19 protein-coding genes are annotated in these 22,406 nt (G+C 68.1%); 9 read left to right on the top strand and 10 right to left on the bottom strand.

The window, feature by feature from the left end; all coding sequences use genetic code 11:
- Positions 1-127: 127 nt before the first annotated feature.
- Positions 128-607, bottom strand: a complete 480-nt coding sequence (locus WDB66_RS09550; protein ID WP_339398334.1) for a DUF6491 family protein — start codon at positions 605-607, stop codon at positions 128-130.
- A 192-nt stretch (positions 608-799) separates the two neighbouring features.
- Between WDB66_RS09550 and pbpC the strand changes: the two genes are divergently transcribed.
- Together pbpC and WDB66_RS09560 are read left to right on the top strand one after the other, a co-directional pair.
- A complete protein-coding gene (gene pbpC / locus WDB66_RS09555) occupies positions 800-3,142 on the top strand; it encodes a penicillin-binding protein 1C (RefSeq protein ID WP_339398335.1) in 2,343 nt (780 codons plus the stop codon).
- 100 nt (positions 3,143-3,242) lie between these two features.
- On the top strand, positions 3,243-3,725 hold the full coding sequence (locus tag WDB66_RS09560; RefSeq protein WP_339398337.1) for a hypothetical protein: 483 nt from the start codon (positions 3,243-3,245) through the stop codon (positions 3,723-3,725).
- Positions 3,726-3,892: 167 nt separating this feature from the next.
- Here WDB66_RS09560 and WDB66_RS09565 read toward each other — a convergent pair whose 3' ends face one another.
- The 3 genes from WDB66_RS09565 to WDB66_RS09575 form a co-directional block, all read right to left on the bottom strand.
- Positions 3,893-4,774, bottom strand: coding sequence for a DUF4377 domain-containing protein (locus WDB66_RS09565; protein ID WP_339398338.1), 882 nt, complete (start codon positions 4,772-4,774; stop codon positions 3,893-3,895).
- 115 nt (positions 4,775-4,889) lie between these two features.
- Complete coding sequence (locus WDB66_RS09570; protein ID WP_339398339.1) at positions 4,890-6,185, bottom strand: hypothetical protein; 1,296 nt, start codon at positions 6,183-6,185, stop codon at positions 4,890-4,892.
- The gene (locus tag WDB66_RS09575; RefSeq protein WP_339398340.1) at positions 6,185-8,050 is read right to left on the bottom strand and encodes an ArnT family glycosyltransferase; all 1,866 of its coding nucleotides are present in this window, start codon (positions 8,048-8,050) and stop codon (positions 6,185-6,187) included. Before WDB66_RS09575 ends, WDB66_RS09570 begins: the two co-directional genes overlap by 1 nt.
- A 41-nt stretch (positions 8,051-8,091) precedes the next feature.
- On the opposite strand from WDB66_RS09575, the gene WDB66_RS09580 reads away from it, so the two are divergent.
- The 4 genes from WDB66_RS09580 (at position 8,092) to WDB66_RS09595 (ending at position 12,661) form a co-directional block, all read left to right on the top strand.
- A complete protein-coding gene (locus WDB66_RS09580; RefSeq protein WP_339398341.1) occupies positions 8,092-9,042 on the top strand; it encodes an AAA family ATPase in 951 nt (316 codons plus the stop codon).
- 67 nt (positions 9,043-9,109) lie between these two features.
- Entirely contained in the window at positions 9,110-10,105 is a 996-nt protein-coding gene (locus WDB66_RS09585; RefSeq protein ID WP_339398342.1) for a DUF58 domain-containing protein, read from the top strand.
- 10 nt (positions 10,106-10,115) lie between these two features.
- On the top strand, positions 10,116-12,104 hold the full coding sequence (locus WDB66_RS09590; protein WP_339398343.1) for a transglutaminase TgpA family protein: 1,989 nt from the start codon (positions 10,116-10,118) through the stop codon (positions 12,102-12,104).
- On the top strand, positions 12,101-12,661 hold the full coding sequence (locus WDB66_RS09595; RefSeq protein WP_339398344.1) for a Slp family lipoprotein: 561 nt from the start codon (positions 12,101-12,103) through the stop codon (positions 12,659-12,661). The genes WDB66_RS09590 and WDB66_RS09595 overlap by 4 nt, the downstream gene beginning before the upstream one ends.
- A gap of 89 nt (positions 12,662-12,750) precedes the next feature.
- Here WDB66_RS09595 and folE2 read toward each other — a convergent pair whose 3' ends face one another.
- From folE2 to efp, 6 genes are all read right to left on the bottom strand, one after another.
- Positions 12,751-13,707 carry a GTP cyclohydrolase FolE2 gene (gene folE2 / locus WDB66_RS09600; RefSeq protein ID WP_339398345.1) on the bottom strand — a complete coding sequence of 319 codons (957 nt, stop codon included), beginning with the start codon at positions 13,705-13,707 and terminating at the stop codon, positions 12,751-12,753.
- A gap of 145 nt (positions 13,708-13,852) precedes the next feature.
- Positions 13,853-14,665: a hypothetical protein gene (locus tag WDB66_RS09605; protein ID WP_339398346.1), complete on the bottom strand. Its 813-nt coding sequence runs from the start codon at positions 14,663-14,665 to the stop codon at positions 13,853-13,855.
- Positions 14,662-15,354, bottom strand: a complete 693-nt coding sequence (gene gph / locus WDB66_RS09610; RefSeq protein WP_339398347.1) for a phosphoglycolate phosphatase — start codon at positions 15,352-15,354, stop codon at positions 14,662-14,664. The genes WDB66_RS09605 and gph overlap by 4 nt, the downstream gene beginning before the upstream one ends.
- Positions 15,351-16,121 carry a bifunctional 2-polyprenyl-6-hydroxyphenol methylase/3-demethylubiquinol 3-O-methyltransferase UbiG gene (gene ubiG, locus WDB66_RS09615; RefSeq protein ID WP_339398348.1) on the bottom strand — a complete coding sequence of 257 codons (771 nt, stop codon included), beginning with the start codon at positions 16,119-16,121 and terminating at the stop codon, positions 15,351-15,353. The genes gph and ubiG overlap by 4 nt, the downstream gene beginning before the upstream one ends.
- 46 nt (positions 16,122-16,167) lie before the next feature.
- On the bottom strand, positions 16,168-17,499 hold the full coding sequence (locus WDB66_RS09620) for a TRZ/ATZ family hydrolase (protein ID WP_339398349.1): 1,332 nt from the start codon (positions 17,497-17,499) through the stop codon (positions 16,168-16,170).
- A gap of 172 nt (positions 17,500-17,671) precedes the next feature.
- Positions 17,672-18,238 (bottom strand): elongation factor P, encoded by a 567-nt coding sequence (efp, locus tag WDB66_RS09625; RefSeq protein ID WP_339398350.1) that lies wholly within the window; start codon positions 18,236-18,238, stop codon positions 17,672-17,674.
- 82 nt (positions 18,239-18,320) lie between these two features.
- Here efp and epmB point away from each other — a divergent pair, with 82 nt between their 5' ends.
- The 3 genes from epmB to WDB66_RS09640 all read left to right on the top strand — a co-directional run bounded on the left by epmB (position 18,321) and on the right by WDB66_RS09640 (position 22,398).
- Complete coding sequence (gene epmB, locus WDB66_RS09630) at positions 18,321-19,334, top strand: EF-P beta-lysylation protein EpmB (RefSeq protein ID WP_339398351.1); 1,014 nt, start codon at positions 18,321-18,323, stop codon at positions 19,332-19,334.
- 67 nt (positions 19,335-19,401) lie between these two features.
- Positions 19,402-21,480: an EAL domain-containing protein gene (locus tag WDB66_RS09635; protein WP_339398352.1), complete on the top strand. Its 2,079-nt coding sequence runs from the start codon at positions 19,402-19,404 to the stop codon at positions 21,478-21,480.
- A 285-nt stretch (positions 21,481-21,765) separates the two neighbouring features.
- Positions 21,766-22,398, top strand: a complete 633-nt coding sequence (locus WDB66_RS09640) for a YceI family protein (protein ID WP_339398353.1) — start codon at positions 21,766-21,768, stop codon at positions 22,396-22,398.
- Positions 22,399-22,406 lie beyond the last annotated feature (8 nt).

Below are 22,406 nucleotides of genomic sequence, written 5' to 3' on the forward strand. Positions count from 1 at the left end.
CCCCGCGCGGCGCGGGGGCGGGGGGGGGCCGGGGGGGGGCGCGGCGCGGGGGGTTGGTGGGCCGGGGCGGGGGGGGGGCCCGGGCCGCCCCCGGCCGGCCCCCCCCCCCCACCACCCGGCCGAAACGTCAGCCGCCGTCGACCTGCTGGCGGTATTGCAGCGTGCCCTCCTTGCGACCGCGCGCGGCGCTGGCTTCTTCGGGCGAAAGCTTGTGCATGCTGCGCACCCGGCAGCGATCCACGCGTCGATGACCGGCGTGGTCGGGCACCACCAGTTCCACCCCGAGCGAGTCGCTGGTGCAGATCCACGAACTGCCACCGACGCTGCGCACTCCGATGCGCTGGTTCCAGTCCACATCCGGGCAGAAACCCAGCAGCTCCAGTTCGTAGACGTCGCGCACGCCCACATGCAGCAGGACGCGGGTATCGCTGAGCGCGTTGAAGCCGGTGACGCTGCTGGCGGAGAAGCAGTCCCGCTGCGCGTTGTCGGCGCGCGTGCCGCTTGCGCCGCCGGCACAACCGGCCAGCGCCGCCACCGCGACCATCGCGACGATGCCGGTGCGCAATCCGCCTAATCCGTGCACTCCAGATGTCGCATTGCCTTGCATGACCCACCTCCTGGCGCTGTCGATTCCGGTTCAAGGGTATGTCTGCCTGATACGGCCGCCAAGGCGGAAGCGTCGCGCGCGGCGCGGGCGCGTTCAGCCTGCAGTTCCGCCCCTGCTGTCCTTCGATCGCCATGTCGGCGGCGGCTAGCCGTGGCACTCTTTCGACCCCGATTCCCGGACAAACGATTTCCGATGCCGTCACGCCCGCTGCTGTCGCTGCTCATCGCCACCGTGCTGGTGCTGGCACTGGCGTGGCTGGCCGACCGCATGTTCCCGTTGCCGCTGCCCGATACCGGCAAGGATGCGGCCACCGTGGTGCTGGCGCGCGACGGCAGCCCGCTGCGCGCGTTCGCCGATGCCGAGGGGGTGTGGCGTCATCCGGTGCGGATCGAGGATGTTTCGCCGCTGTACCGGCAGGCGCTACTGGCCTACGAGGACCGCTGGTTCCACTGGCATCGCGGCATCAACCCGCTGGCGATGGCGCGCGCGGCCGGGCAGGCGCTGTGGCATCGCAGGATCGTGTCCGGCGGTTCCACCCTGACGATGCAGGTGGCGAGGCTGATCGAACCGATCCCGCATTCGTTCGGCGGAAAACTGCGCCAGATGCTGCGCGCGCTGCAACTGGAATGGCATCTGGACAAGGACGACATCCTCACCCTGTACCTGAACTACGCGCCGTTCGGCGGCACTCTGGAAGGCGTTCAGGCGGCCAGCTACGGCTATCTGGGCAAACCGGCGGCCGAGCTTTCGCATGCCGAAGCCGCGCTGCTGGCGGTGCTGCCACAGGCCCCCAGCCGCCTGCGCCCGGACCGCTGGCCCGAACGCGCCCGCGCCGCGCGCGACAAGGTGCTGGAGCGGCTGCAATCCCAGGGCGACTGGAACCCGCAGACCGTGGCGCAGGCGCGTATTGAGAATGTCGCCGCACGCCAGTTGCAGGTGCCGATGCGGGCGGCGCTGGCGGCCGAGCGCCTGCGCCGCGAAAACCCGCAGCTGCGCCGCATCCGCAGCACGCTCGATGCCGACCTTCAGGCCCGCACCGAGGCCAGCGTCGCGGCCTGGGTCGAACGCCTGCCGCCGCGCACGTCGGCCGCCGTGATCATCGCCGACATCGCCACGATGCAGACCCGCGCCTACGTCGGCGCCGCCCATTTCGGCGACGAGGCCAGTTTCGGCCACATCGACATGGTGCGCGCCTGGCGTTCACCCGGCTCAACGCTCAAGCCCTTCCTCTACGGCATGGCGCTGGACGCGGGACTGATCCACTCGGAAAGCCTGCTGGTGGATGCGCCGCAGGATTTCGATGGCTACCGGCCCGGCAATTTCGACCAGCGCTTTCGCGGTCCGGTCAGCGCGCGCGACGCCTTGCAGCAATCGCTGAACCTGCCGGCGGTGGCGCTGCTGGATGCGATCGGTCCATCGCGTTTTGCCGCACGCATGGCCCACGCCGGCGCTCCGCTGCGCCTGCCGCGCGGGGTCGAACCGAACCTGACAATGATCCTGGGCGGCACCGAGGCCCGGCTGGAAGACCTGGTCGGCGCCTACGCCGCCCTGCAGCGCGATGGTCTGGCGCGAGCACCGCGCCTGCTGGCCGATGAAGGCACTGCGCCGGCGCATGACGAACGCCGCCTGCTGTCCCCCGGTGCGGCCTGGATCGTGCGCCGCATGCTGGCCGAATCGGACCGCCCCAACCTGCTGGCCGAACGCGTCGACGCCTCGCGCCGCGCGCATCTGTCCTGGAAAACCGGCACCAGCTACGGCTTCCGCGATGCCTGGGCCATCGGCGCCACGCCCGGCGCGGTGATCGGGGTCTGGATCGGCCGCCCCGACGGCACCCCGCTGCCCGGCCAGTACGGCGCCATCACCGCGCTGCCGCTGCTGCTTTCCATCAACGACATGCTGCCGCGCGAACTGCGCACCACACCCGGCCCGATGCCGGCCAGCGTCAGTGTCGAACCGGTCTGCTGGCCACTCGGCCGTCGCGCCAGCGACACGGCGGAACACCACTGCGTCCGCCGCCACGATGCCTGGGTACTGGACGGCACCGTGCCGCCGACGCTGGCCAGTGCCGGCCAGCCGCCACCTGCACCGCTGGATTTCCGCATCGACCGCCACAGCGGCCTGCGCCTGGCCGGCGAATGCAGTGCCGCGCACGAGGAAATCCTCGCCAGCCTGGCGCCGTGGCCAGTGCTGGCGCATCCCTGGCTGAGCGCAGCCGAACGCCGCCGCGCGGCATTGCCGGCGCTGGCACCGGACTGCCGCGACAGCACCGAACCGGCACCCGTGCTGCGCATCGCCGGCCTGGTGGATGGCGCCGTACTGCGCAGCCCGTCCAACCGCCAGCGCGCCCCGGAAGTCAGCGTGCGCGCGCTGGGCACACGCGAACAGGTGCAATGGCTGCTCGATGGCCGGCTGCTGGCACACAGTCAGGGCGAGAGCCCGGTGCAGCTGCGTTTCGAGCAGAGCGGTGTGCAGCGCCTGCTGGCGATCGACCGCCACGGCCGCCACGCCCATATCGACCTGCGCGTGCTGCCCTGATGCGCACCCGGTCACGTCCACACACCCTCACGCACGGTTTATTTGCCGCTGCATCGACGCATTTGGCAGACTGGCTGTCTGTTGTCCTCAATCCGGCGCCGTGAATTACCTGCAACTTGCCATCATCCTCGTCGGTGCCCTCGCGCTGCTGGCGGTCCTGCTGCACCAGCGCGGCCTGCGCCGCGAACGCAGCCTGCGCCACCTGCTGGACCGCGCCGACGCGCTGGAAGTGCTGTTGCACCGCACCCGCGAACGGATGAAGGAAATGCGCCAGGTGGTCGACCGCGTGCCGCAGGACATCGCCGCCGAAGCGCACGCTTCGCTCGATGCCAAGGACCAGGTGCAGCAGGGTCTGCGCGATGTGCTCGAACACCGGCTGTGGATTTCCCAGCACGGCCTGACCGCGCCGCAGAAGGAACTGGACACCGCCTGCCGCGCGATGGACCGCGCCTACAACAACATCGCCGAACGCCTGGGCCAGCTGGAAAGCGCCGGCGCCGAACTGGCCGATGTCACCCAGGCCGCGATCGAACAGGCCGCACGCGAACCCGCCACGCTGACCCGGCGCAGCGACGAAGACTGAAGCGCGGCAAAGCAGAACTCACGGCAGACCGTGCAGACCGGCCAAGTCATAACCGCAGCCGCAGCCGGAACAACTTCACCGGAAAACCACACCCTGCGCGTCACGGCTCCAGCCCGGAACTTGCCCGGGCCGACCCTGTCAACCCACGAACACCACCGTGCAGCGATCTACGGTGCCACCCACCCGCGCTCGACCACCAGATCCAGCACATAGGCCAGCGCCGGCGCATCGACCGGCACATCCTTCAACCGGTAGCGATGCACGCGCAGCACGCTGCGCACGCCCGGCTCATGCTCGAAACCTTCCACCGGCACCGGCAGCACCTGCCACGGGCCCGGTTCGCCTTCGCGCAGGCCAGCCTCGTTGAAGACCAGTTCGCGCACATGCAGGCATTGCGCCTGCGGCATCAGCGGATGGTTGCAGGACACTTTTTCCTCCGCCACCTCGATGAACAGGCGCTCGCCTTCGCCGCCGTAACGGGTCGCGGCGGTCGGCGTGCCGTGCAGCAGCAGTTCGACGCCATCGGTGCCGGACAAGGTGAGCTGCGGCGGATCACCGGCGGCAACGCTGTAGCGTTCCAGCATCGGCAGTAACTCGCCGATGCGGCGTTCGGCCGCCATCAGGCCCTCGTCGTCGCAGGCCATCAGCGTGGACATGCCGCGCGATACTGTGACCCTGCCATCCAGCCCGGCCTGCCAGGACGCATGGATGCCGTTGCACAGATTCCGCACGCTGAGACCCTGCTCGCTGAAATCCAGTTGCAAGGGTTTGCCCGGACGTAACAGCACCTCGATATCCGCACCGCTGGCTGCGACCAGTTGCCAGTGATGGGCGTCCAGCGCCGGCACATCCGCAGGCGTGTTTTCCTGCGGCACGGTTTCGGCCGGCACCACTGCTGAAGACTCCGCCGGTGCCGCAGCGGGCGCAGCTTCCGTCGCCGGCCCGGACGACGGCGTGCAGGCGATCAATGCCAGTGCCGGCAGCAGCGCCAGCGTCAGGCGACACAATGCAAGGTTCATCGGCGCGTCCTCGAAGGAAAGGCAGGCCATGATGCCTGAAATCCCCTGCACGTCCGTGCCAGCGACGCAGCCCGCACGGCGCGCAACCGGCTGGCGGAAACCTTTCCTTCACGCGCACCGCACCTGCCCTTCACACACCACCGCATCAGCGCGGCTCGAACGGTGCGAACCCCCATTGCCGCAGCAGTGCCAGCCGCTGCCGCGCGATCTCCGGCTGATCGAAATAGATATCGCGCAGCAACTGCTCGTCGAGCGCGTCACCGCCGATGCGCACCGCCTCGGCGATGGCCTGGCTGCGCTGCGCCAGATCGCGCGCCTGCTTGGCCAGATGCAGGGCATTGAACAACGCCAGCACCGCGATCAGCGGCAGGCACCAGCGCAGCAGCTGCAACGCTGCGCCCTGCGCGCGTGGCATCAGCAGCGCCATCAGGCCGACCCAGCCCAGCCAGAACAGCGAGGAAAAACTGACATAGCGCGTGGCGAATGCATGTTCCACGCCGTAATCGGCCTCGCGACCCAGCGCGGTCAGCAGGGCGCAGCCCAGTCCGAATGCGGCCAATCCGAGCCATGCACGCGCCGCTGATTCTGCCCGCAGCCGCCACGCCGCCCAGAGGCCGGACAGCAGCGCCAGCATCGCCAGCGGCGCGGCCAGATCACGCCCGAAGCGCGCCACCGCGCCACCGAGAAAATTCAGCACGTACAGTGCCAGCGCCGCGATATCGCGCTGCGCATCGCTGGGCACTCCGGACCCGAGCCAGAGCACGGCCATCGCACCCAGTAACAGCCACGGCAACGCGAACAGCAGGCGCCGCCGCATCGACCATTCGTGCCGCAGCCCGATCAGCAACAATGCCGCCGGCACCAGCGCCAGCCCACTGCTGAAACTGGCCACTGCCACGCAGGTCGCCAGCAGCGCAAGGCCGTTGCGCCAGGCATCCAGCCGCGACGAAGCCAGACAGGTCAGCGCCAGCGTCACATTCACCAGACACAGCGCCACCGCCACCTGCCAGCCCCATTGCAGATTCGCCAGATGGCCCGGATGCAACGCCAGCAGGATCGCCGCCAGCGGCAGCCAGCGCGCTGCACCGGCGCTTTCCGCCCGCCACGCGAGCCGCAGCACCAGCGCCGCATAGCCGAGCAGCAGCAACCAGCTGGCGACGCCATCCAGCCACGGCTGGCCGTGCGACAGATGCGTGGTCAGCAGCAGCACTGCGTATGCGGCCACGTGCAAATGGCTGCCGTGGTGCACGCGGGCAAATTCCGACTGCCACAGCCCGCCTTCGCGCCAGGCCTGGTAGATCGGCACCAGATCCAGGTGGTCCCACAACATCATCGGGATCATCCAAGCCAGCGTGGTCAGCAGCAGCGCCACGGCCAGCGATGCGAACAAGCCGATATCCACGCGCACCCGGCGTGGCATGGCGGTCAGATCCGGCCTCATCACGGCACCGTTCCGTCCGTGGCGGCACGCCGGATCCGTGGCCCGCTCCAGCGCTCCACGCTGCTGTCGCCGCCTTCCAGTTCCAGCCCGATCCGGTGCCAGCTGCGGCTGCCTTCGGGCAGCGAAATGCGGGTTTCGAACTGGATGTGCGGCAGGTTCGGATCGCGCGAGGCGCCGCGCAGGAACTGCACCACCCACGGATTGGAAGCACCGTAATCGGCCTGCGCCAGCGGCTGCCCATCCAGTAACACCGTGACCTTGGCTATGCCGGCCACATCCTTGACCGCCCAGCCGCGCACCAGTACCTGCCCATCGACCTGCGCACCCGGTTCCGGCACCTCCACATGCGCGATGGCCGGCGTGATGCAGCCACCGTCCGGGCGCTGCGGCGGCAGTGCGAACAGCGCGATGCGGCGCGCACCCTCATCCACCTCGATCATCTGCGCCGGCGGTAGCGACCCGAAGCGCGCGCACAGCGACTGGTAATGCGCCAGCAGCGCGCTGAACTTCACATCGCTGGCGCCAACCACCAGCAACTGCCACTGCCCGCGCTCGCCCTCGTGTTGCAGATTCCACAGCGCCAGCTGGCGGGCACGGCCATGGTGATGGTTGAGCGGATGGTCCAGTACCGCGATATCCGGATCGTCGAACGCAAAACCCAGCTGTGCGCCGAGCTTGAAGTTGTCGGCCACCACGCGCGTGCCGGGCGGCAGCGTGGCCAGACGTTCACGCACCGCCGTGGCGATATGGTCCCAGCCGGAAAAATTCTCCGGATAGAAGCTGCTGGCGGCCAACGCGCTGCGCACCTGCGGCAGCCCCACCGCCAGCGGCAACGTAACCGCCGCTCCCATCGCCAGTACCAGCAAGGTCCAGCTTGCGACCCGCCAGAACCGCGACCAGCCGGCCAGCACCAGCGGCGCCAGCACCAGCAGCGCCAGCCAGGCCGGCAACGGCCAGTGGAAACTGACACGCTCTGCATCGGCCACGAATCCCAGCACGAAGTAGCCCGCCAGCAGCACGCCACCGGCCAGCGCGAACCAGCGTTGCCACAGCGGATGCCGGCGCCCGCCGCGACCGATCGCCAGCAGCAGGGCCAGCCCCAGCAGCGGCGTGGCCAGCAGCGCCTGTATCAGCAGGAAGCGGAAACCATCGGCATGCAGCGCCCACGGATGCCGGTCAACGAACTGGAAGCGCCAGCCGGCCTCGCCATGGTGCAGGTTCCACCACAGCAGCGGCAGCCAGGCCAGCGCCCCGGCCCCGATCGCCAGCCAGACCCGGCGCTGACGCAACAGCGCGCGTCCCTGCGGCAACAGCAGCAGCACGACGAAGCCGACCGCGATCACCGCGACGAAGCGGTAATGACTCAAGCCGCCCAGCACCAGCCCCAGCGCCAGCCACAACACCCCGCTGGAACTGCGTTCGCCCTGCTCCTGCGCCTGCAGCAACCGCGCCCCGCCCAGCAAACAACAGGCCGCCGCGAACGTCATCGGCACATCCGGCAGCGCCAGCACGCCGAGCAGGCCGGACAGCGGAAACAGCGCCACCAGCGTGCCCACCTGCCAGGCCCGCGCCGGACCCAGCGGGCGCGCGGCCGCGATCATCAGCCAAGGCAGGGCCGCACCCAGCAGCAGGAATGGCGCGCGCAGCGCCAGCACCTGTCCGGCACCGAACGACGAGCCCAATCCGATCAGCCACGCAGTCAACCCCGGCAGGTCCGAATAGGCCCAGGCCAGGTGCCGGCTTTCCTGCCAATAGAAGGCTTCGTCCACGAACAGCGGCAAACGCGCTGCGATCAGCAGCTTGATCGCGCCCAGCAGCGCCCACACCACAAGAAACGTGACGCGTGCGCGTCGTTCTGACTGCATATCCCGCTACACTCCGAGCCGATCACCCAAGGCAGATTCCGATGTCCGTTCCCGCCCAAGCGACCACGATACCCGACTTGCCGACCGCCGCATTGACGCGCGCCCAACAGCAGGTCAACGCGATGATCCTGGGCAAGTCCGAGCAGGTTCAACTGGCCTTCGTGGCACTGCTGGCCGGCGGCCATGTGCTGATCGAAGACCTGCCCGGGCTGGGCAAGACCACGCTGGCGCAGGCGCTGTCGGCCACGCTCGGATTGCAGTTCCAGCGGGTGCAGTTCACCTCGGATCTGATGCCGGCCGATGTGCTTGGCGTGTCGATCTACGACGCGCCCTCGCAGCAGTTCCGCTTCCATCCCGGCCCGGTGTTCACCCAGGTGTTGCTGGCCGATGAGATCAACCGCGCGCCGCCGCGCACCCAGAGCGCGCTGCTGGAAGCGATGGCCGAACACCAGGTCACGCTGGACGGCACCACGCATGTGCTGGCGCAGCCGTTCTTCGTGATCGCCACGCAGAACCCAGTGGATCTGTCGGGCACTTTCCCGCTGCCCGATTCGCAGCTCGACCGCTTCCTGCTGCGCTTCTCGCTCGGCTATCCGGATACCGGCTCCGAGCGCGCGCTGCTGACCGGCCACGACCGGCGCGAACAGATCGCGGCATTGCAGCCGCAGCTGGATCAGGAGCAGGTGCTGCACCTGCGCGCTGCGGTCGAACAGGTGCATGCCAGCGAGGCGCTGGTGGATTACGTACTGGCTCTGCTGGCACACAGCCGCCGTCATCCGGGCATCGAAACCGGGCTGTCCCCGCGCGCCGGGCTGGCGCTGTTGCGTGCGGCGCGGGCGCGGGCGCTGCTGTCCGGCCGCAGCCATGTGCTGCCCGATGATGTGCAGGCGCTGTTCGTGCCGGTGGCCGGGCATCGTCTAGTGCCTGCCGCCGATGCCGGCTCCGGCCCGGCGCTGGCGCAGGCGGTGCTCGACAGCGTGGCGGTGGATTGAAACCGGTGCTGACGGTTCCACCTGTCCGCCCCGGCATTTCCCGGCTGTTCTGAACACGCGCACGTCCATGTCAGGTTCCGCAACCCGCGCTTCCAGCTCCGCTGCTGCCGATCACGGCGGCGGCGAGCGCATGCGCATCCCGCAGGCCTTGCAGCGTTTCGTTCGCCCGCGCGCGATCGAGCCGCTGCCGATCCGCCTGCACCGGCGCCGCATCTATGTGCTGCCCACGCCCTACGGCCTGTTCTTCGCGCTGCTGCTGGTGGCGATGACGGTCGGCGCGCTGAACTACAACAACAATCCGGCGCTGATCCTGTGCTTCCTGCTGCTGTCACTGATGCTCAGTTGCCTGTTGCGCGGCTATCTGAACCTGAGCGGGGTGCAGTTGGAAACGCTCGATGCACAGCCGGTGCACGCCGGCCAGGTGCAGCGTCTTAGACTGCGTTTCCGCAGCGAACGGCGGCGCCGCTGCGAAGGCCTGATCCTGCAACGCGACGGCCAGCGCGCCGCGTTTGCACTGCACGACGGGCAACCGTGCGAAGTGGAACTGACGCGCACCACGCGGCGGCGCGGACGGGCACCGGTCGGGCGCTTCAAACTGTTCAGCCAGCAGCCACTGGGCCTGTTCGAGGTCTGGAGCTGGCTGCATCCGGACGCGCGCCCGCTGGTCTGGCCGGCGCTGGAAAAAGACCCGCCGCAGCCGCCCGGTGAAGGCGGCCAGGACCATCCGCGCCCGCAGCGTGGTGCCGGCGATGAAGCGGTGACGCTGCGCGATTACCGCCGTGGCGATCCGATGCGGCAGGTGGCGTGGAAGCACAGCGCCCGCGCCCAGCACCTGCTGGTGCGCGAATACGAACAGCCCGGCGGCACCCGCCAGGAATTCTCGTGGGACGCACTGGCGCCGCTGTCCAGCGATGCACGTGCGCGGCGGCTGGCACGCTGGCTGGCCGATGCCGAGCGCCAGGCGCAGGTCACCACGCTGCTGATGCCCGATGCGCAGATCGGTCCCGGCCAGGGTCCGTCGCATCTGCACGCCTGCTTCAAGGCACTGGCGCTGGCACCATGAGGTCGATGCCGTGGCAGCGTTGAAGCACACCCATCCGCTGGACCGCACCAGCTTCCTCTGGGTCGCGGCGGCGGTGCTGGCCTCGCTGTTGCCGGTGATCCCCGGTTTGCCGATATGGCTGGTGATCCTGCTGCTGAGCGTGGCCGCGCTGGGCATCGGGCTGGGCCTGCGACGCCAGCGTCTGCCACCGGCGATGCGGCTGCCGCTGACCATCGCCGTGGCCAGTGCCGCAGTGGCCAGTTCCGGCTTCAACATCGGGCAGGAAACCGGCGCCGCACTGCTGGCCGCGATGCTGGCTTCCAAGCTGCTGGAAACCGGCAGTGTGCGCGATGGCCGTAGCGCGTGCAGCTTCGCGCTGTTCGCGATCATGGCCGGATTCCTGCGCGATCAGGGCCCGCTCACGCTGCTGCTGGCGCTGATCGGCGCGATCGTCGTGATCGCGGCGCTGGCGCGGCTGGCGAAGGTGCAGTTCCCCGAGCAGCCGTTGCCGGCCACCACGCCGCTGCGCGCATTGGGTTCCAGCGCGCTGCTGCTGGCGATCTCGCTGCCGTTCGCGTTCGTGGTGTTCTTCCTGTTCCCGCGCTTTCCCGAGCCGTTGTGGGGCGCGCCCGGCGCCGACGACCGCGCCCGTTCCGGCCTGTCCAACAACATGAGCCCGGGCGATATCGTCGAGATGCTGCTGGACGACAGCGCGGCACTGCGCGTCACCTTCGAAGGCGAGCCGCCGCCGCGCAACCAGATGTACTGGCGCGGCCCGGTGCTGGGCGATTTTGACGGGCGGCGCTGGTCGCGCTGGGATGGCGACATGTTCCAGCCACAGGGCGAACTGGTGATCACCGGCGCCCCGCTGTTCCACGAGGTGATGCAGGAACCCACGCAGTACCGCTATCTGATCGGCCTGGACGTGCCGGCGGTGGCGCCGGACGATTCGCGCATGGGTGGCGAACGCACGATGTATTCACGCCGTGCGCCCAACTCGGTGAAGCGTTTCCGGGTTGGTTCGGCGGTCGATTACCGTTTCGATCCGGAGCTTTCCGATCCGGCACGGCGCCGCAACCTGCGCCTGCCGGACGGCTACAACCCGCGCACTGCCGCGCTGATCGCGCAATGGCAGGCCGAGGGCGATGGCCCGGATGCGCTGGTGCAGCGCGCGCTGGCGCTGTTCAACGCGCAGTTCACCTATTCGCTGACGCCGCCGCCGCTGGGGCGCGACAGCGTCGATGATTTCCTTTTCAACACGCGCGAAGGCTATTGCGAACACTTCGCCTCGGCCTTCGCGGTGATGATGCGCAGCGCCGGGGTGCCGGCACGGGTGGTGACCGGCTACCAGGGCGGCTTTTTCAACCGCGTCGGCGAATACTGGCTGGTGCGCAATTCCGACGCCCACGCCTGGACCGAAGTCTGGCTGCAGGATCGCGGCTGGGTGCGGATCGACCCGACCAGCGCGGTCGCGCCCGAACGCATCCGCGACGGCCTTTCCAGCATCACGCCGCCACCCGGCGCACTGAGCCGCTGGGGCCAGCCGCTATGGGATGTCGCCGATGCGATGCGGCGCGGCTGGAATTATCTGATCGTGGATTTCAACGCCGCCCGCCAACGCGAACTGCTGGCACGCATCGGCCTGGACCCGCAGGACTGGCGCCAGATTGGTGCAGCGCTGGCGATCGGCATCGTGCTGGCGGTGTCGATCAGCTTCCTGCTGCTGTGGCGCGGATCGCCGGTGCGCAGCCGCGATCCGCTGCTCGCGGCGTGGCAGCACTTCACCGCCCGTCTGGCACGTGCCGGCCTGGGCAAGCACGACAGCGAAACCGCCGGGGCCTTCATCGAACGTGCGGCCGCCCACTGGCCGCAGCAAGCCGAAGCTCTACGCGCGCTTACCCGGCGTTACAGCACGCAGCGCTACGCTGCACTGACGCCGGATGACGACCAGCGCCGCGAACTGATCCGCGAACTGCGCCGTTTCCGCCCCGTATCCCCCGCCGCAAGGAGAACGCCATGACCCGTTTTGCATTGCTGATCGCGGCCGGCATCATGCTGGTCGGCTGCGCCACGCCGCCCAAGCCGCTACGCGGCCAATTCACCGCCGTCGCTCCGGCCCAGGCCGCCAGTTCCGGCCAGGCCGGCGATCTGGTGCGCTGGGGCGGCCGCATCATTGCGGTGGAACCTTCGCCGCAGCACACCTGTTTCGAAATCCTCGGCCGCGATCTCTCCGGCAGCGCGCGCCCGGTCAGCGACGCCGACCAGAGCCAGGGCCGCTTCATCGCCTGCCGCAGCGGCTTCTACGATCCGGCCATCTTCACCACCGAGCGCGACGTCACCGTCACTGGCCGCATCCAGGATTTCGAACTGCGCCAGATCGGCGAATACGAATACCGCTATCCGCGCGTGGCCGCCGACGTGATTTACCTGTGGCCGCAGCAGAGCCAGGTGCGGACCTACTACAGCGATCCATTCTGGCCCGGCTACCACGGCTACTGGTGGGGCCACTACCACCGCCCGATCGTGGTGCGCAGCGTCAAGCCCCGCAGCAGCGAATCGGCGCCGCCGGCGAAGTAGCGCGGCCCATCCGGTGATGCCGCCCGGCATCGACAGGCGCAGCTGCGCCTGTCGCCGACCGCAACCTCGCCGATCAGCAATAAACCGCATCAGGCCGATCTGCCAAACCCGCCCGCCACGCCCTTGACCACCTGGGCCACCGCATCATGCGGGTGCAGGCTTTCAAAATGGGCGGCGTCGATCGCGTAATCGGCGATCCAGGGCTGGGCATCCAGCGCATCACGGACACGGCGCGCGGCGTCTTCGCAGTACATCGGGTTTTCGCCGTTGAGGCAGGCGAATTCCTGCTCGTCGACGCGCTTGACCGCGCCCTGCACCGGCGTGGCGAGCGTGGCTTCGATCAGATCGATCAGCGTCACCAGCGGCAATTCGTCCACATCATCGGCCAGCGCCACCTGCACCCGTGCACGCGAGCGCTGCGCATGCGGCGTGGCGGCGATGCCGGAAGGCGATTCCAGCCAGTCCGCGACTGCCGTGGCATCGACCTGGCCGCTGCCGAACTTTTCCAGGAACTGCTGCCGGACCACCTGCCGCGCCATCGCCGCCGAGCCCGGGCAGGTGCTGGAATACAGCACGTCGGCACCGATCTCGCAGCGCCAGCGGCCGTCTTCCAGCGTCGCGTCGATGCGCACCGGATACTGGCGCCAGCCCGAGAGCCCGCTGCGCAGCGAATCACGCCGCAGCGGCAGGGTGAATTCGATTGAAAGCCGGGCGCGACCGGACAGGCCGGTGTGCGAGGCCAGCATCGCGTCCAGCAACGCGCGCACTCCGGCCACATCCAGCGCGCCACGGCCCAGATATTCGTCGGACAGGCGGTACAGGCGCGACATGTGGATGCCGCGCGCGGTCGGATCACGCAGGTCCACGAAGGCCGACACCTGTGCCGGCAGCAGGCAGGTTTCGCCATCCAGCTTCAGCTTCAGCGGCATTTCGATATGGCGCATGCCAACCTGGTCCAGCGCGGCAAAATGTGCGGAAGGCTGGCGCGCGACGATGTCGGCCAATGAGGCTGGATCGGCATCCGGATGGACGGAGGTGTCGGTCATTGAAGGATTTCCTGCGGCCGCAATGCCGCGATCGGGAACAGTATTCGAAAAGGGAATCATGCAGGCATGGAAACGCCATCCCGTTGCAGGTGTGGCCGCCGCCGGCTCGGTTCAAGCCGGAAACGAAGCGGGCGCAAGCCGCCAGTCAGGCTGGCACACCAGCGGCGGCGCGCCAGCTGCGCCACAGCAGCGCCAGACCACTGGCCGGAAACGGCTGCCGATGGTGGCGTCGCAGCCGTTCCAGTGCCAGTTCATCGAACCGGGTGCGGACACGCCGCAGGCGCGGGCCGGCAGCGGTGGGTCGCACTTGCAGCAGCGCATCGGCCAAGTCCGCGAACAATGCGGCTGCGGCAGCATCGTCGCGGCGCTGATAGACTGCCGGCGCGCGCAGGTCGTGGCGCGCCAGCAGCTGCAACGGCAACCAGCCCGGCTGCGGCGTCTGCTCGGGACGGTGCCGGCGCCATTGCCACAGCACCAGATAACGCGCCAGCGCCTGCGCATCGCCGCTGCCGGCTTGCGGCCACAGGGCATCTTCCACCGCGACCAGGGCCTGCGCCATCGGCAGGCGGGTCGCCACCAGATCCTCGACGCTGGTTGGTGAGGTTTCGCGCGACAGCAGTTCCAGCGCGGCCAGCGTCACCGCCCGCCAGCGCGCCGCACCGGCAACGCCGCCACCGGCCAGCGCGAAGGCACGCACCAGCGGATGCGGTGAAGCATCCGAGGCCAGCGCCAACGCCTCGCCCCACCAGCCCAGCTTCACCTGCGCCACGCCGCTGTCCGAGCGCCCGAACAACGCGTCCAGCCATTCGTTGAGCAACGCGCCCCACAACGCCGCCAGGTCGCGCGAGGCACCGGCGAACAGCAATGCGGTTTCCATTTCCGGCTCGTTCGCCAGCCATTTGCGCACATGGCTGTCGAGCACGTCATCGACCGATTGCGTCAGCGGCGAATCGCTCATGCCGGGGCCAGCGCGCCGGCGCGCAGCAGTGCTTCAGGTGCGTCCACGACCAGATCCGCGCCCCAGCGGGCCGGATCATCATCGGCCGGGTGGAAACCCCAGCGCACCGCGATCGTGCGGCAACCGGCCGCGCGTCCAGCCTGCACATCGCGCAGATCGTCGCCGATGAACACGCTGTACTGCGGTTCCACGCCGACACGCTCACAGGCGGTCAACACCGGCAGCGGATCGGGCTTGCAGCGCGCCAGCGTATCGCCGCCGATCAGCACCGCGCAGCGCTCGCGCAGGCCGAGCCGGTCGATCACGCGATGCGCCAGATCCTCGCGCTTGTTGGTCACCACGCCCCAGCGCGAACCGGCGTCTTCGATCAGCGTCAGCAGTTCGGCGATGCCGTCGAACAGGCCGCCGCCATGACCGATACGTTCGATGTAATGCGCCAGGAAAGACTCCACCTGCGCACGCCTTTCGACCTCGGAAAGCTCCGGCAGGCCCAGCGTCAGGATCGCCAATGCGCCGGCGGAAATCGCGGTGCGCACCTGCTCCACCGGCACCGCCGCCAGCGCCAGACCGGCGCGAACATCATTGACGGCGGCCGCCAGGTCGATGGCTGAATCGGCCAGGGTGCCGTCCAGATCGAACAGCACCAGCGGCGCGATCTGCGATGCCGGTGCCACGGCAGCCTGACTCATACCGGTTTCACCGCGCAGGCCAGGTAGTTGACTGCGGTCGAGCCGCCACGCCGGGTGCGGCGGCTGAACGGGTTGTAGTGCAGGCCGCTGACGTCTTCCAGCGTCAGCCCGGCGGCGCGCAGCGCCTGCGCCAGTTCGGCCGGGCGGATGAAACGGGCGTAATCGTGCGTGCCCACCGGCAGCAGCCGCATCACGTATTCGGCCCCGGCAATCGCCAGCGCGAAGGCCTGCGGCGTGCGATTCAAGGTGGAAAGAAACAGCCGCCCGCCCGGCTTGAGCAGGCTCGCGCAGGCTGCGATCACCGAGCCTGGATCAGGCACGTGTTCAAGCATTTCCATGCAGGTGACGGCATCGAAATGGCCCGGCATCTGCTGCGCCAGCGCCTCGGCACTGATGCAGCGGTAATCGACCTTGCGGCCGGATTCGAGCAGATGCAGGCGGGCCACGTCGATCAGCTCGTTCGACAGATCGATGCCGGTGACCTGCGCACCCTCGCCCGCCATCGCCTCGGACAGCAGACCGCCGCCGCAGCCGATATCCAGCACCTGCGCACCGGCCAGCGTGCAGCGTTCGCGCACATAGGCCAGACGTTCGGGATTCAGATCATGCAGCGGGCGGGATTCGCCTTCCGGGTCCCACCAGCGCGAGGCCAGGCGCGAGAACTTGGCCAGCTCGGCCGGATCGGCGTTGACCTGATCGGCGCTGAGTGATGACGCGGCGTTGCCGCCTGCGGTGTCGGGCGTCTGGCCCGGAGAGGAAACATTCATCGGCATGACTCCTGTTGCACGGCGCCCGCCACGGCCGCCGCGTTGCTCAGGCCGGGCGCAGCGTGGCGATGCGCTGCTGCCATTCGCGCACGCGGGCGGTGAGCGCGGGGATATCCATGTCCACCAGCTCGCGCTCGCGCAGACGCGCCTTGCCGCCGATCCAGACCCAGTGCACCTGGTGGCGGCCACAGGCGTAGACCAGTTGCGAAATCGGGTCGTACATGGGCTGGGTTTCAAGCTCGTCCAGCCGCACGGCGGCCAGATCGGCGAGCTTGCCGACTTCGATCGAGCCAATCCGGTCGGCCAGTTCCAGCGCGCGCGCGCCGTTGAGCGTGGCCATGCGCAGGGTCTGCGCTGCGTCCAGTGCAGCCGCGTCCTGTGCCACGCCCTTGGCCAGCAGCGCCGCGGTGCGCATTTCGCCGAACATGTCCAGATCGTTGTTGCTGGCGCAGCCATCGGTGCCCAGCGCGACATTGACGCCGGCACGCCGCATCGCCTCAACCGGGGAAAAACCGGACGCCAGCTTGAGGTTGGATTCCGGGCAGTGCACCACCGAAACGCCCTGTGCCGCGCACAGCTCGATTTCGGCCGGCGTCAGCTGCGTCATGTGCACCGCGATCAGATGCCGGTTGACCAGCCCCAGACGCTGCAACCGCGCCAGCGGACGCTGCTTGTACTGCGCCAGCGAATCGGTGATTTCCTGTTCGGTTTCATGCACATGGCAATGCACCGGGATGTCGAGCTGATCCGACAACACGCGGATGCGTTCGAAGGCCGAATCGGCCACGGTGTACGGCGCGTGCGGCACGAACGCGGTCGACACCCACGCATCGTCGCGAAAATCGTCGTGCACCTGCTGCGCCTTGTCGAAATATTCGTCCTGGCTGCGCGCCCACGGCGTCGGGAAATCGATCACCGGCAGGCCGAGGCGGCTACGGAAACCCAAGCGGGAATACACCGCGCCAATCGCATCGGGGAAGAAATAATTTTCGTTGCAGCAGGTGGTGCCACCGCGCAGCATTTCCGCCACCGCCAGCTCGGTGCCGTCGGCGCAGAAACGCGGGCCCAGCACCGCGCCTTCAATCGGCCAGATGTGCCCGTTGAGCCATTCCATCAGCGGCAGATCGTCGGCGACGCCGCGCATCAGCGTCATCGGGTTGTGCGTGTGCGCATTGACCAGGCCGGGGATCAGCGCGCTGTGCGGCAGCTGCACGCTTTCCTTCGGCGCGAAACGCGCGCGGGCTTCATTCGAGGGCAGCAGCGCCACGATGCGGCCATCGCTGACCGCAACGGCGTGGCCTTCCAGCACCACGCCATGCGGCTCCACCGGGATGACCCAGCCGGCTTCGATCAACAGGTCGCAGGGGGTGATGGTCATGGGTGTATCCAGTCATTGATCGCCCTCCACCACAAACGGGGAGAGGATCAGGGTGAGAGGCGAGCGCCAAAGGCGTGAGTTGCTTTGGCTTCCTGTTGCTTTCTGTGTATCCGGGAAAGCCCCCTCACCCCAGCCCTCTCCCCCGCCAGCGGGGGAGAGGGAGATAACGTCCTTATTTCACGCGCGAAACGTATTCACCGGTACGCGTATCCACGCGGATCACTTCTTCCTGACCCACGAACAGCGGCACGCGCACCACCGCGCCGGTTTCCAGCTTGGCCGGCTTGCCGCCGCCGCCGGAGGTGTCGCCACGCAGGCCCGGGTCGGTCTCGACGATCTTCAGCTCGACGAAATTCGGCGGCGTGACCGAAATCGGCGCGCCGTTCCACAGCGTCACCACGCAGTCTTCCTCGCCCTTGAGCCACTGTGCCGCTTCGCCCATGGCGTTCTCGTCGGCGCTGTGCTGCTCGAAGGTGTCCGGCTGCATGAAGTGCCAGAACTCGCCATCGCTGTAGAGGTACTGCATATCGGTATCGACCACGTCGGCGGTTTCCACCGAGTCGGTCGACTTCATCGTCATTTCCATCGTGCGGCCGGTGCGGATGTTGCGGTAGCGCACGCGGGTGAAGGCTTGGCCCTTGCCGGGCTTGATGAAATCGGTGTCCACGATCACGCACGGCGCACCGTCCACAATGATCTTGGATCCGTTCTTGACGTCGTTCATGCCGAGTGTGGCCATGGTGATGCTCCGTGTTAGCCGGCCGGGCGGCTACAATTGTGGGTGGAATCGAATCGTCGGCCTGACGCCGAGCAAGCTCGCCATGATAACTGCAAGCCAGCGCTCCGCGCAGCCCTCCGACTGGCGCCGGGACTACCGCGAAGCCATCACCGACCCGGCGCAGCTGCTGCGCGAACTGGGTCTTGAGCCTCTGGCCGCGCGCCTGCCGCCCGGAGACGCCGGCTTCCCGATGCGCGTACCGCGTGCCTTCGTGCAGCGCATGCGGCATGGCGATGCGGCCGATCCGCTGCTGCGACAGGTGCTGCCGCTGGACGAGGAAACCCGCCCGGTCGCCGGTTTCACCCTGGATGCGGTCGGCGACCTTGCCAGCCGCGACGCGCGCGGTCTGCTGCACAAATACGAAGGCCGCGCGCTGCTGATCGCCACCGGCAGCTGCGCGGTGCACTGTCGCTACTGCTTCCGCCGCCATTTCCCCTACGGCGAGGAAACCGCTGCCGCCAACGGCTGGCGCGAGGCCATCGCCTGGCTGGAACAGGCGCAGGACATCGACGAAGTGCTGCTGTCCGGCGGCGATCCGTTGTCGCTTTCCACCGCCAAGCTGTCCGAACTGACCGACGCCTTGCGCCCGATACCGCAGCTGCGCCGGCTGCGCATCCACAGCCGCTTGCCGGTGGTGCTGCCCTCGCGCATTGATGATGAACTGCTGGGCTGGCTCGCCAGCCTGCCCTGGCCGGTGGTGATGGTGATCCACGCCAACCACGCGCAGGAACTGGATGCCTCCGTGGCCGAAGCCTGCACGGCGCTGTCCCGCCACGGCGTGCGGCTCTACAACCAGGCCGTGCTGCTGCGCGGCGTCAATGACAACCTGCCGGCGCTGGCCGGACTTTCCGAACGCCTGTTCGAACTCGGCGTGCAATCCTATTACCTGCACCAGCTCGACCAGGTGGCCGGCACCGCGCACTTCCACGTGCCCGATGCACAGGCCCTGCCGCTGTACGAAGCGCTGCGCGCCCGCCTGCCCGGCTACCTGCTGCCACGGCTGGTGCGGGAAGTTGCCGGGGCTCCGGCAAAACTGCCAATTTTGGGCATATCGTGACCTTCAGCGCTGGACATTGCCCGGCAAGCATGTAAAAAACCCCGATGGACTTTCTGTAGCGCACCCCATGTCGAACCAAGATACTGTCGTCCGCCTGATGCTGGTCGACGACAAGCTCGAAGATGCCGAGCACAGCATCAGTTTGCTGCGCAACGGCGGCATCGCCGTCCGCCCCAGCCGCCCGGAATCAGCGGAAGAACTGGAGGCCGCCCTCGCCGGCAGCGGCAGCGACCTGATCCTGGCCTCCTATTCGGCGCGCACGATTCCGTTCGCCAGCGTGGTGCAGGCCACCGTGGCCAGCGGCAAGGATGTCAACGTCATCGCGCTGCTTGATCAGGTCGATGAAGCCAGCGTGCTGGACGTCATGGCCCAGGGCGCCAGCGGCTTTACCCTGCGTGGCCGGGCCGAACACCTGCAAGGCATCGTACGGCGCGAAGCGCGGATCGGCGAACGCCGCCGCCTGGTGCGCCGACTGGAAGCCGCACTGCGCGAAACCGAACGCCGCTGCGATGCACTGATCGCCTCCTCGCGCGACCCGATCGCCTACGTGCACGAAGGCATGCACATCCGCGCCAACCAGGCCTATCTGGAGATGTTCGGCTACGAGAACTTCGAGGAAATCGAAGGCTTGCCGCTGCTGGACATGGTCGGCCCCGAGGACACCGACACCTTCAAGCACCTGCTGCGCCAGCTCAGCCGCGGCGAAGCGCCGCCCAAGAATGTGGAATTGAAGGCGCGCCGTTCCGATGGCGAAACCTTCGACGCGATGATGGAGTTCACCCAGGCCAGCTACGAAGGCGAGCCCTGCATCCAGATCGTGATCCGCCCGCAGCTGATCGATGCGGAAATGGTCAAGGAACTGGACGCGCTGCGCCAGCGCGACCAGACCACCGGGCTGTACAACCGCCAACATTTCCTCGGCGAACTGGACACCGTGATCGCGGCCGCGGCCGAAGGTGCCGGCGACCAGGCCATGCTGCTGCTGGAACTGGACAACTACGCCAACCTGCTCAACGCCATCGGCGTGGGCAATGCCGACGACCTGCTGCGCGCCACCAGCGCGCGCATCGAATCGCAGCTGGGCGACAACGTGCTGGCGGCGCGCTTCACCGACCATGGCTTCGCATTGCTGCTGCGCAACGCCAGCCACGTGCAGACCCGCGAACTGGGCGAAAAACTCTGCAAGGCCTTCCAGAACGCCATCCTGGACATGGGCGAGCATTCGCTCAACACCACCGCCAGCATCGGCGGGGTACAGATCGGGCAGAAGATCGCCAGCGCCCAGCAGGTGCTGAACAAGGTCGTCTCGCAGTTGCAGACCGCACAGGCCGAAGGCGGCAACCGCTGCCTGATCTTCGATCCGGGCGCCCGCGACCGTGCCGAAGAGGAACGCATCGCGCAGTGGGCCGCGCACATGGAAGCCGCACTCAAGGGCGAAGGCTTCGTGCAGGCCTTCCAGCCGATCATCCACCTGCTCGGCGAGCCGGAGGAAACCTACCAGGTGCTGCTGCGCCTGAAGGGCCCGAACGGCGATGTCGTCTCGCCCAGCGTGTTCATGGGCATCGCCGAGGAACACGGCATGATGGCGCGCATCGACCGCTGGGTGATCCAGCGCGCGATCGTCGCCATCGCCCAGCGCCAGCGCGCTGGCAAGAGCACCCGCCTGTTCGTCAAGATCACCGTGGACAGCCTGCAGGATCCGCAGCTGGCGCTGTGGATCGCGACCAACCTCAAGCAGGCCGACGTGCCGGCTGAGAACCTGGTGCTGAGCATCCCCGAATCGACCGCCTTCACCAATCTCAAGGCGGTGCAGGAACTGCGTACCGCGCTGGCGAAATTCGGCTGCCAGCTGTGCCTGGAGCAGTTCGGCATGGGGCTCAACTCGTTCCAGCTGCTGACCCATGTCGAATCGGACTACCTGATGATCGACCGCAACCTGATCGAAGACCTGGGCAAGAACAGCGAGAGCCAGCAGAAAGTCCGCGAAATCACCCAGCGCGCCGACGGCCTGGGCCTGAAAACCATCGCCGAAGGCGTGCAGGACGCAGGCACCATGACGGTGCTGTTCACCAGCGGCGTCAACTACGTCATGGGCCATTTCCTGGCCCCGCCCGACCTGGCGATGAACTTCGACTTCAACCAGTAACCCGAGTCAGCGGCGGCTTCAACCGCCGCACAAATCTGCATCAAGGGCCAAAAACGGAGCCCACCAAACACCGTCGCCCGGATAGGCAAAGCGCACCCGGGCTGGCCTTTCCCGATGACCCCGACCCCGGATGCGGCTAAGCCTTGCCCGGGCTACCTGGTGGCCGGGATGGGCGACAATCAGCGCGAGATCCACGCATGGCGACACGACACACATCCGGTTCGGTGCGGATTGTCTTAGCATCGGGACAACGCGCCGGCAGGCGCTGTGTTGCAGGACATGCCGATGCGGCTCCCTCTTTCCCCTGTACCCACCCGCACGCTGGCGGCGCTGCTGCTGGCGGTTGCGGCCATCGCAGCGGCATCTGCCGCACAGGCACAGGCACAGCGCTACGAGCTGGACCCGGTGCACAGCCGGATCGTTTTCAGCATCGGGCACAACGGGTATTCGAGTGCACTGGGCACGTTTTCGCAGCCGCGCGGCACGCTGTATCTGGATGAAGATGATCTGGCCGGTTCGCGGGTCGAGGTGGAAGTGGATCTGGCGACGCTGGATCTGGGCGATACCGGATTCAACCAGCGCATCCTGAAACGCGATTTCCTCGATGCGTCGGCGCATCCGTTGGCGCGTTTCGTGTCGAACCGTGTTGAAGTGCTCGATGAGCAGCGCTTGCGGGTGCATGGGGTGTTGACGCTGCGCGGCGTCGAAGGTCCGCTGGTGCTGGAGGCGCGCCTCAACAAGCGGGCGCGCAGCCGCTACACCTTGCGTCGCACGGCGGGATTTTCCGCCAGCGCGCGGCTGCAGCGGGCCGATTTCGGCATCACCGGGCATGCCGGCAGCATCGGGGCGCAGGTCGATCTGCGAATCGAGGTGGAAGCGGTCCGCGCACGGGGTGTTTCTCCAGATGAAACACAGTGATCACGCTG

This window comes from Denitratimonas organivorans (genome assembly GCF_037478135.1).
Lineage (GTDB): Bacteria > Pseudomonadota > Gammaproteobacteria > Xanthomonadales > Xanthomonadaceae > Denitratimonas.

Bases quoted from the DNA above. Each gene is read 5' to 3' on its own strand.
- efp (WP_339398350.1), bottom strand. From the start codon at position 18,238: ATGGCCACACTCGGCATGAACGACGTCAAGAACGGATCCAAGATCATT.
- WDB66_RS09605 (WP_339398346.1), bottom strand. From the start codon at position 14,665: ATGAGCGATTCGCCGCTGACGCAATCGGTCGATGACGTGCTCGACAGC.
- WDB66_RS09580 (WP_339398341.1), top strand. From the start codon at position 8,092: ATGTCCGTTCCCGCCCAAGCGACCACGATACCCGACTTGCCGACCGCC.
- ubiG (WP_339398348.1), bottom strand. From the start codon at position 16,121: ATGAATGTTTCCTCTCCGGGCCAGACGCCCGACACCGCAGGCGGCAAC.
- gph (WP_339398347.1), bottom strand. From the start codon at position 15,354: ATGAGTCAGGCTGCCGTGGCACCGGCATCGCAGATCGCGCCGCTGGTG.
- WDB66_RS09595 (WP_339398344.1), top strand. From the start codon at position 12,101: ATGACCCGTTTTGCATTGCTGATCGCGGCCGGCATCATGCTGGTCGGC.
- WDB66_RS09575 (WP_339398340.1), bottom strand. From the start codon at position 8,050: ATGCAGTCAGAACGACGCGCACGCGTCACGTTTCTTGTGGTGTGGGCG.
- WDB66_RS09550 (WP_339398334.1), bottom strand. From the start codon at position 607: ATGCAAGGCAATGCGACATCTGGAGTGCACGGATTAGGCGGATTGCGC.
- WDB66_RS09635 (WP_339398352.1), top strand. From the start codon at position 19,402: ATGTCGAACCAAGATACTGTCGTCCGCCTGATGCTGGTCGACGACAAG.
- WDB66_RS09570 (WP_339398339.1), bottom strand. From the start codon at position 6,185: ATGAGGCCGGATCTGACCGCCATGCCACGCCGGGTGCGCGTGGATATC.
- WDB66_RS09640 (WP_339398353.1), top strand. From the start codon at position 21,766: ATGCGGCTCCCTCTTTCCCCTGTACCCACCCGCACGCTGGCGGCGCTG.
- pbpC (WP_339398335.1), top strand. From the start codon at position 800: ATGCCGTCACGCCCGCTGCTGTCGCTGCTCATCGCCACCGTGCTGGTG.
- WDB66_RS09620 (WP_339398349.1), bottom strand. From the start codon at position 17,499: ATGACCATCACCCCCTGCGACCTGTTGATCGAAGCCGGCTGGGTCATC.
- WDB66_RS09585 (WP_339398342.1), top strand. From the start codon at position 9,110: ATGTCAGGTTCCGCAACCCGCGCTTCCAGCTCCGCTGCTGCCGATCAC.
- epmB (WP_339398351.1), top strand. From the start codon at position 18,321: ATGATAACTGCAAGCCAGCGCTCCGCGCAGCCCTCCGACTGGCGCCGG.
- folE2 (WP_339398345.1), bottom strand. From the start codon at position 13,707: ATGACCGACACCTCCGTCCATCCGGATGCCGATCCAGCCTCATTGGCC.
- WDB66_RS09565 (WP_339398338.1), bottom strand. From the start codon at position 4,774: ATGGCCTGCCTTTCCTTCGAGGACGCGCCGATGAACCTTGCATTGTGT.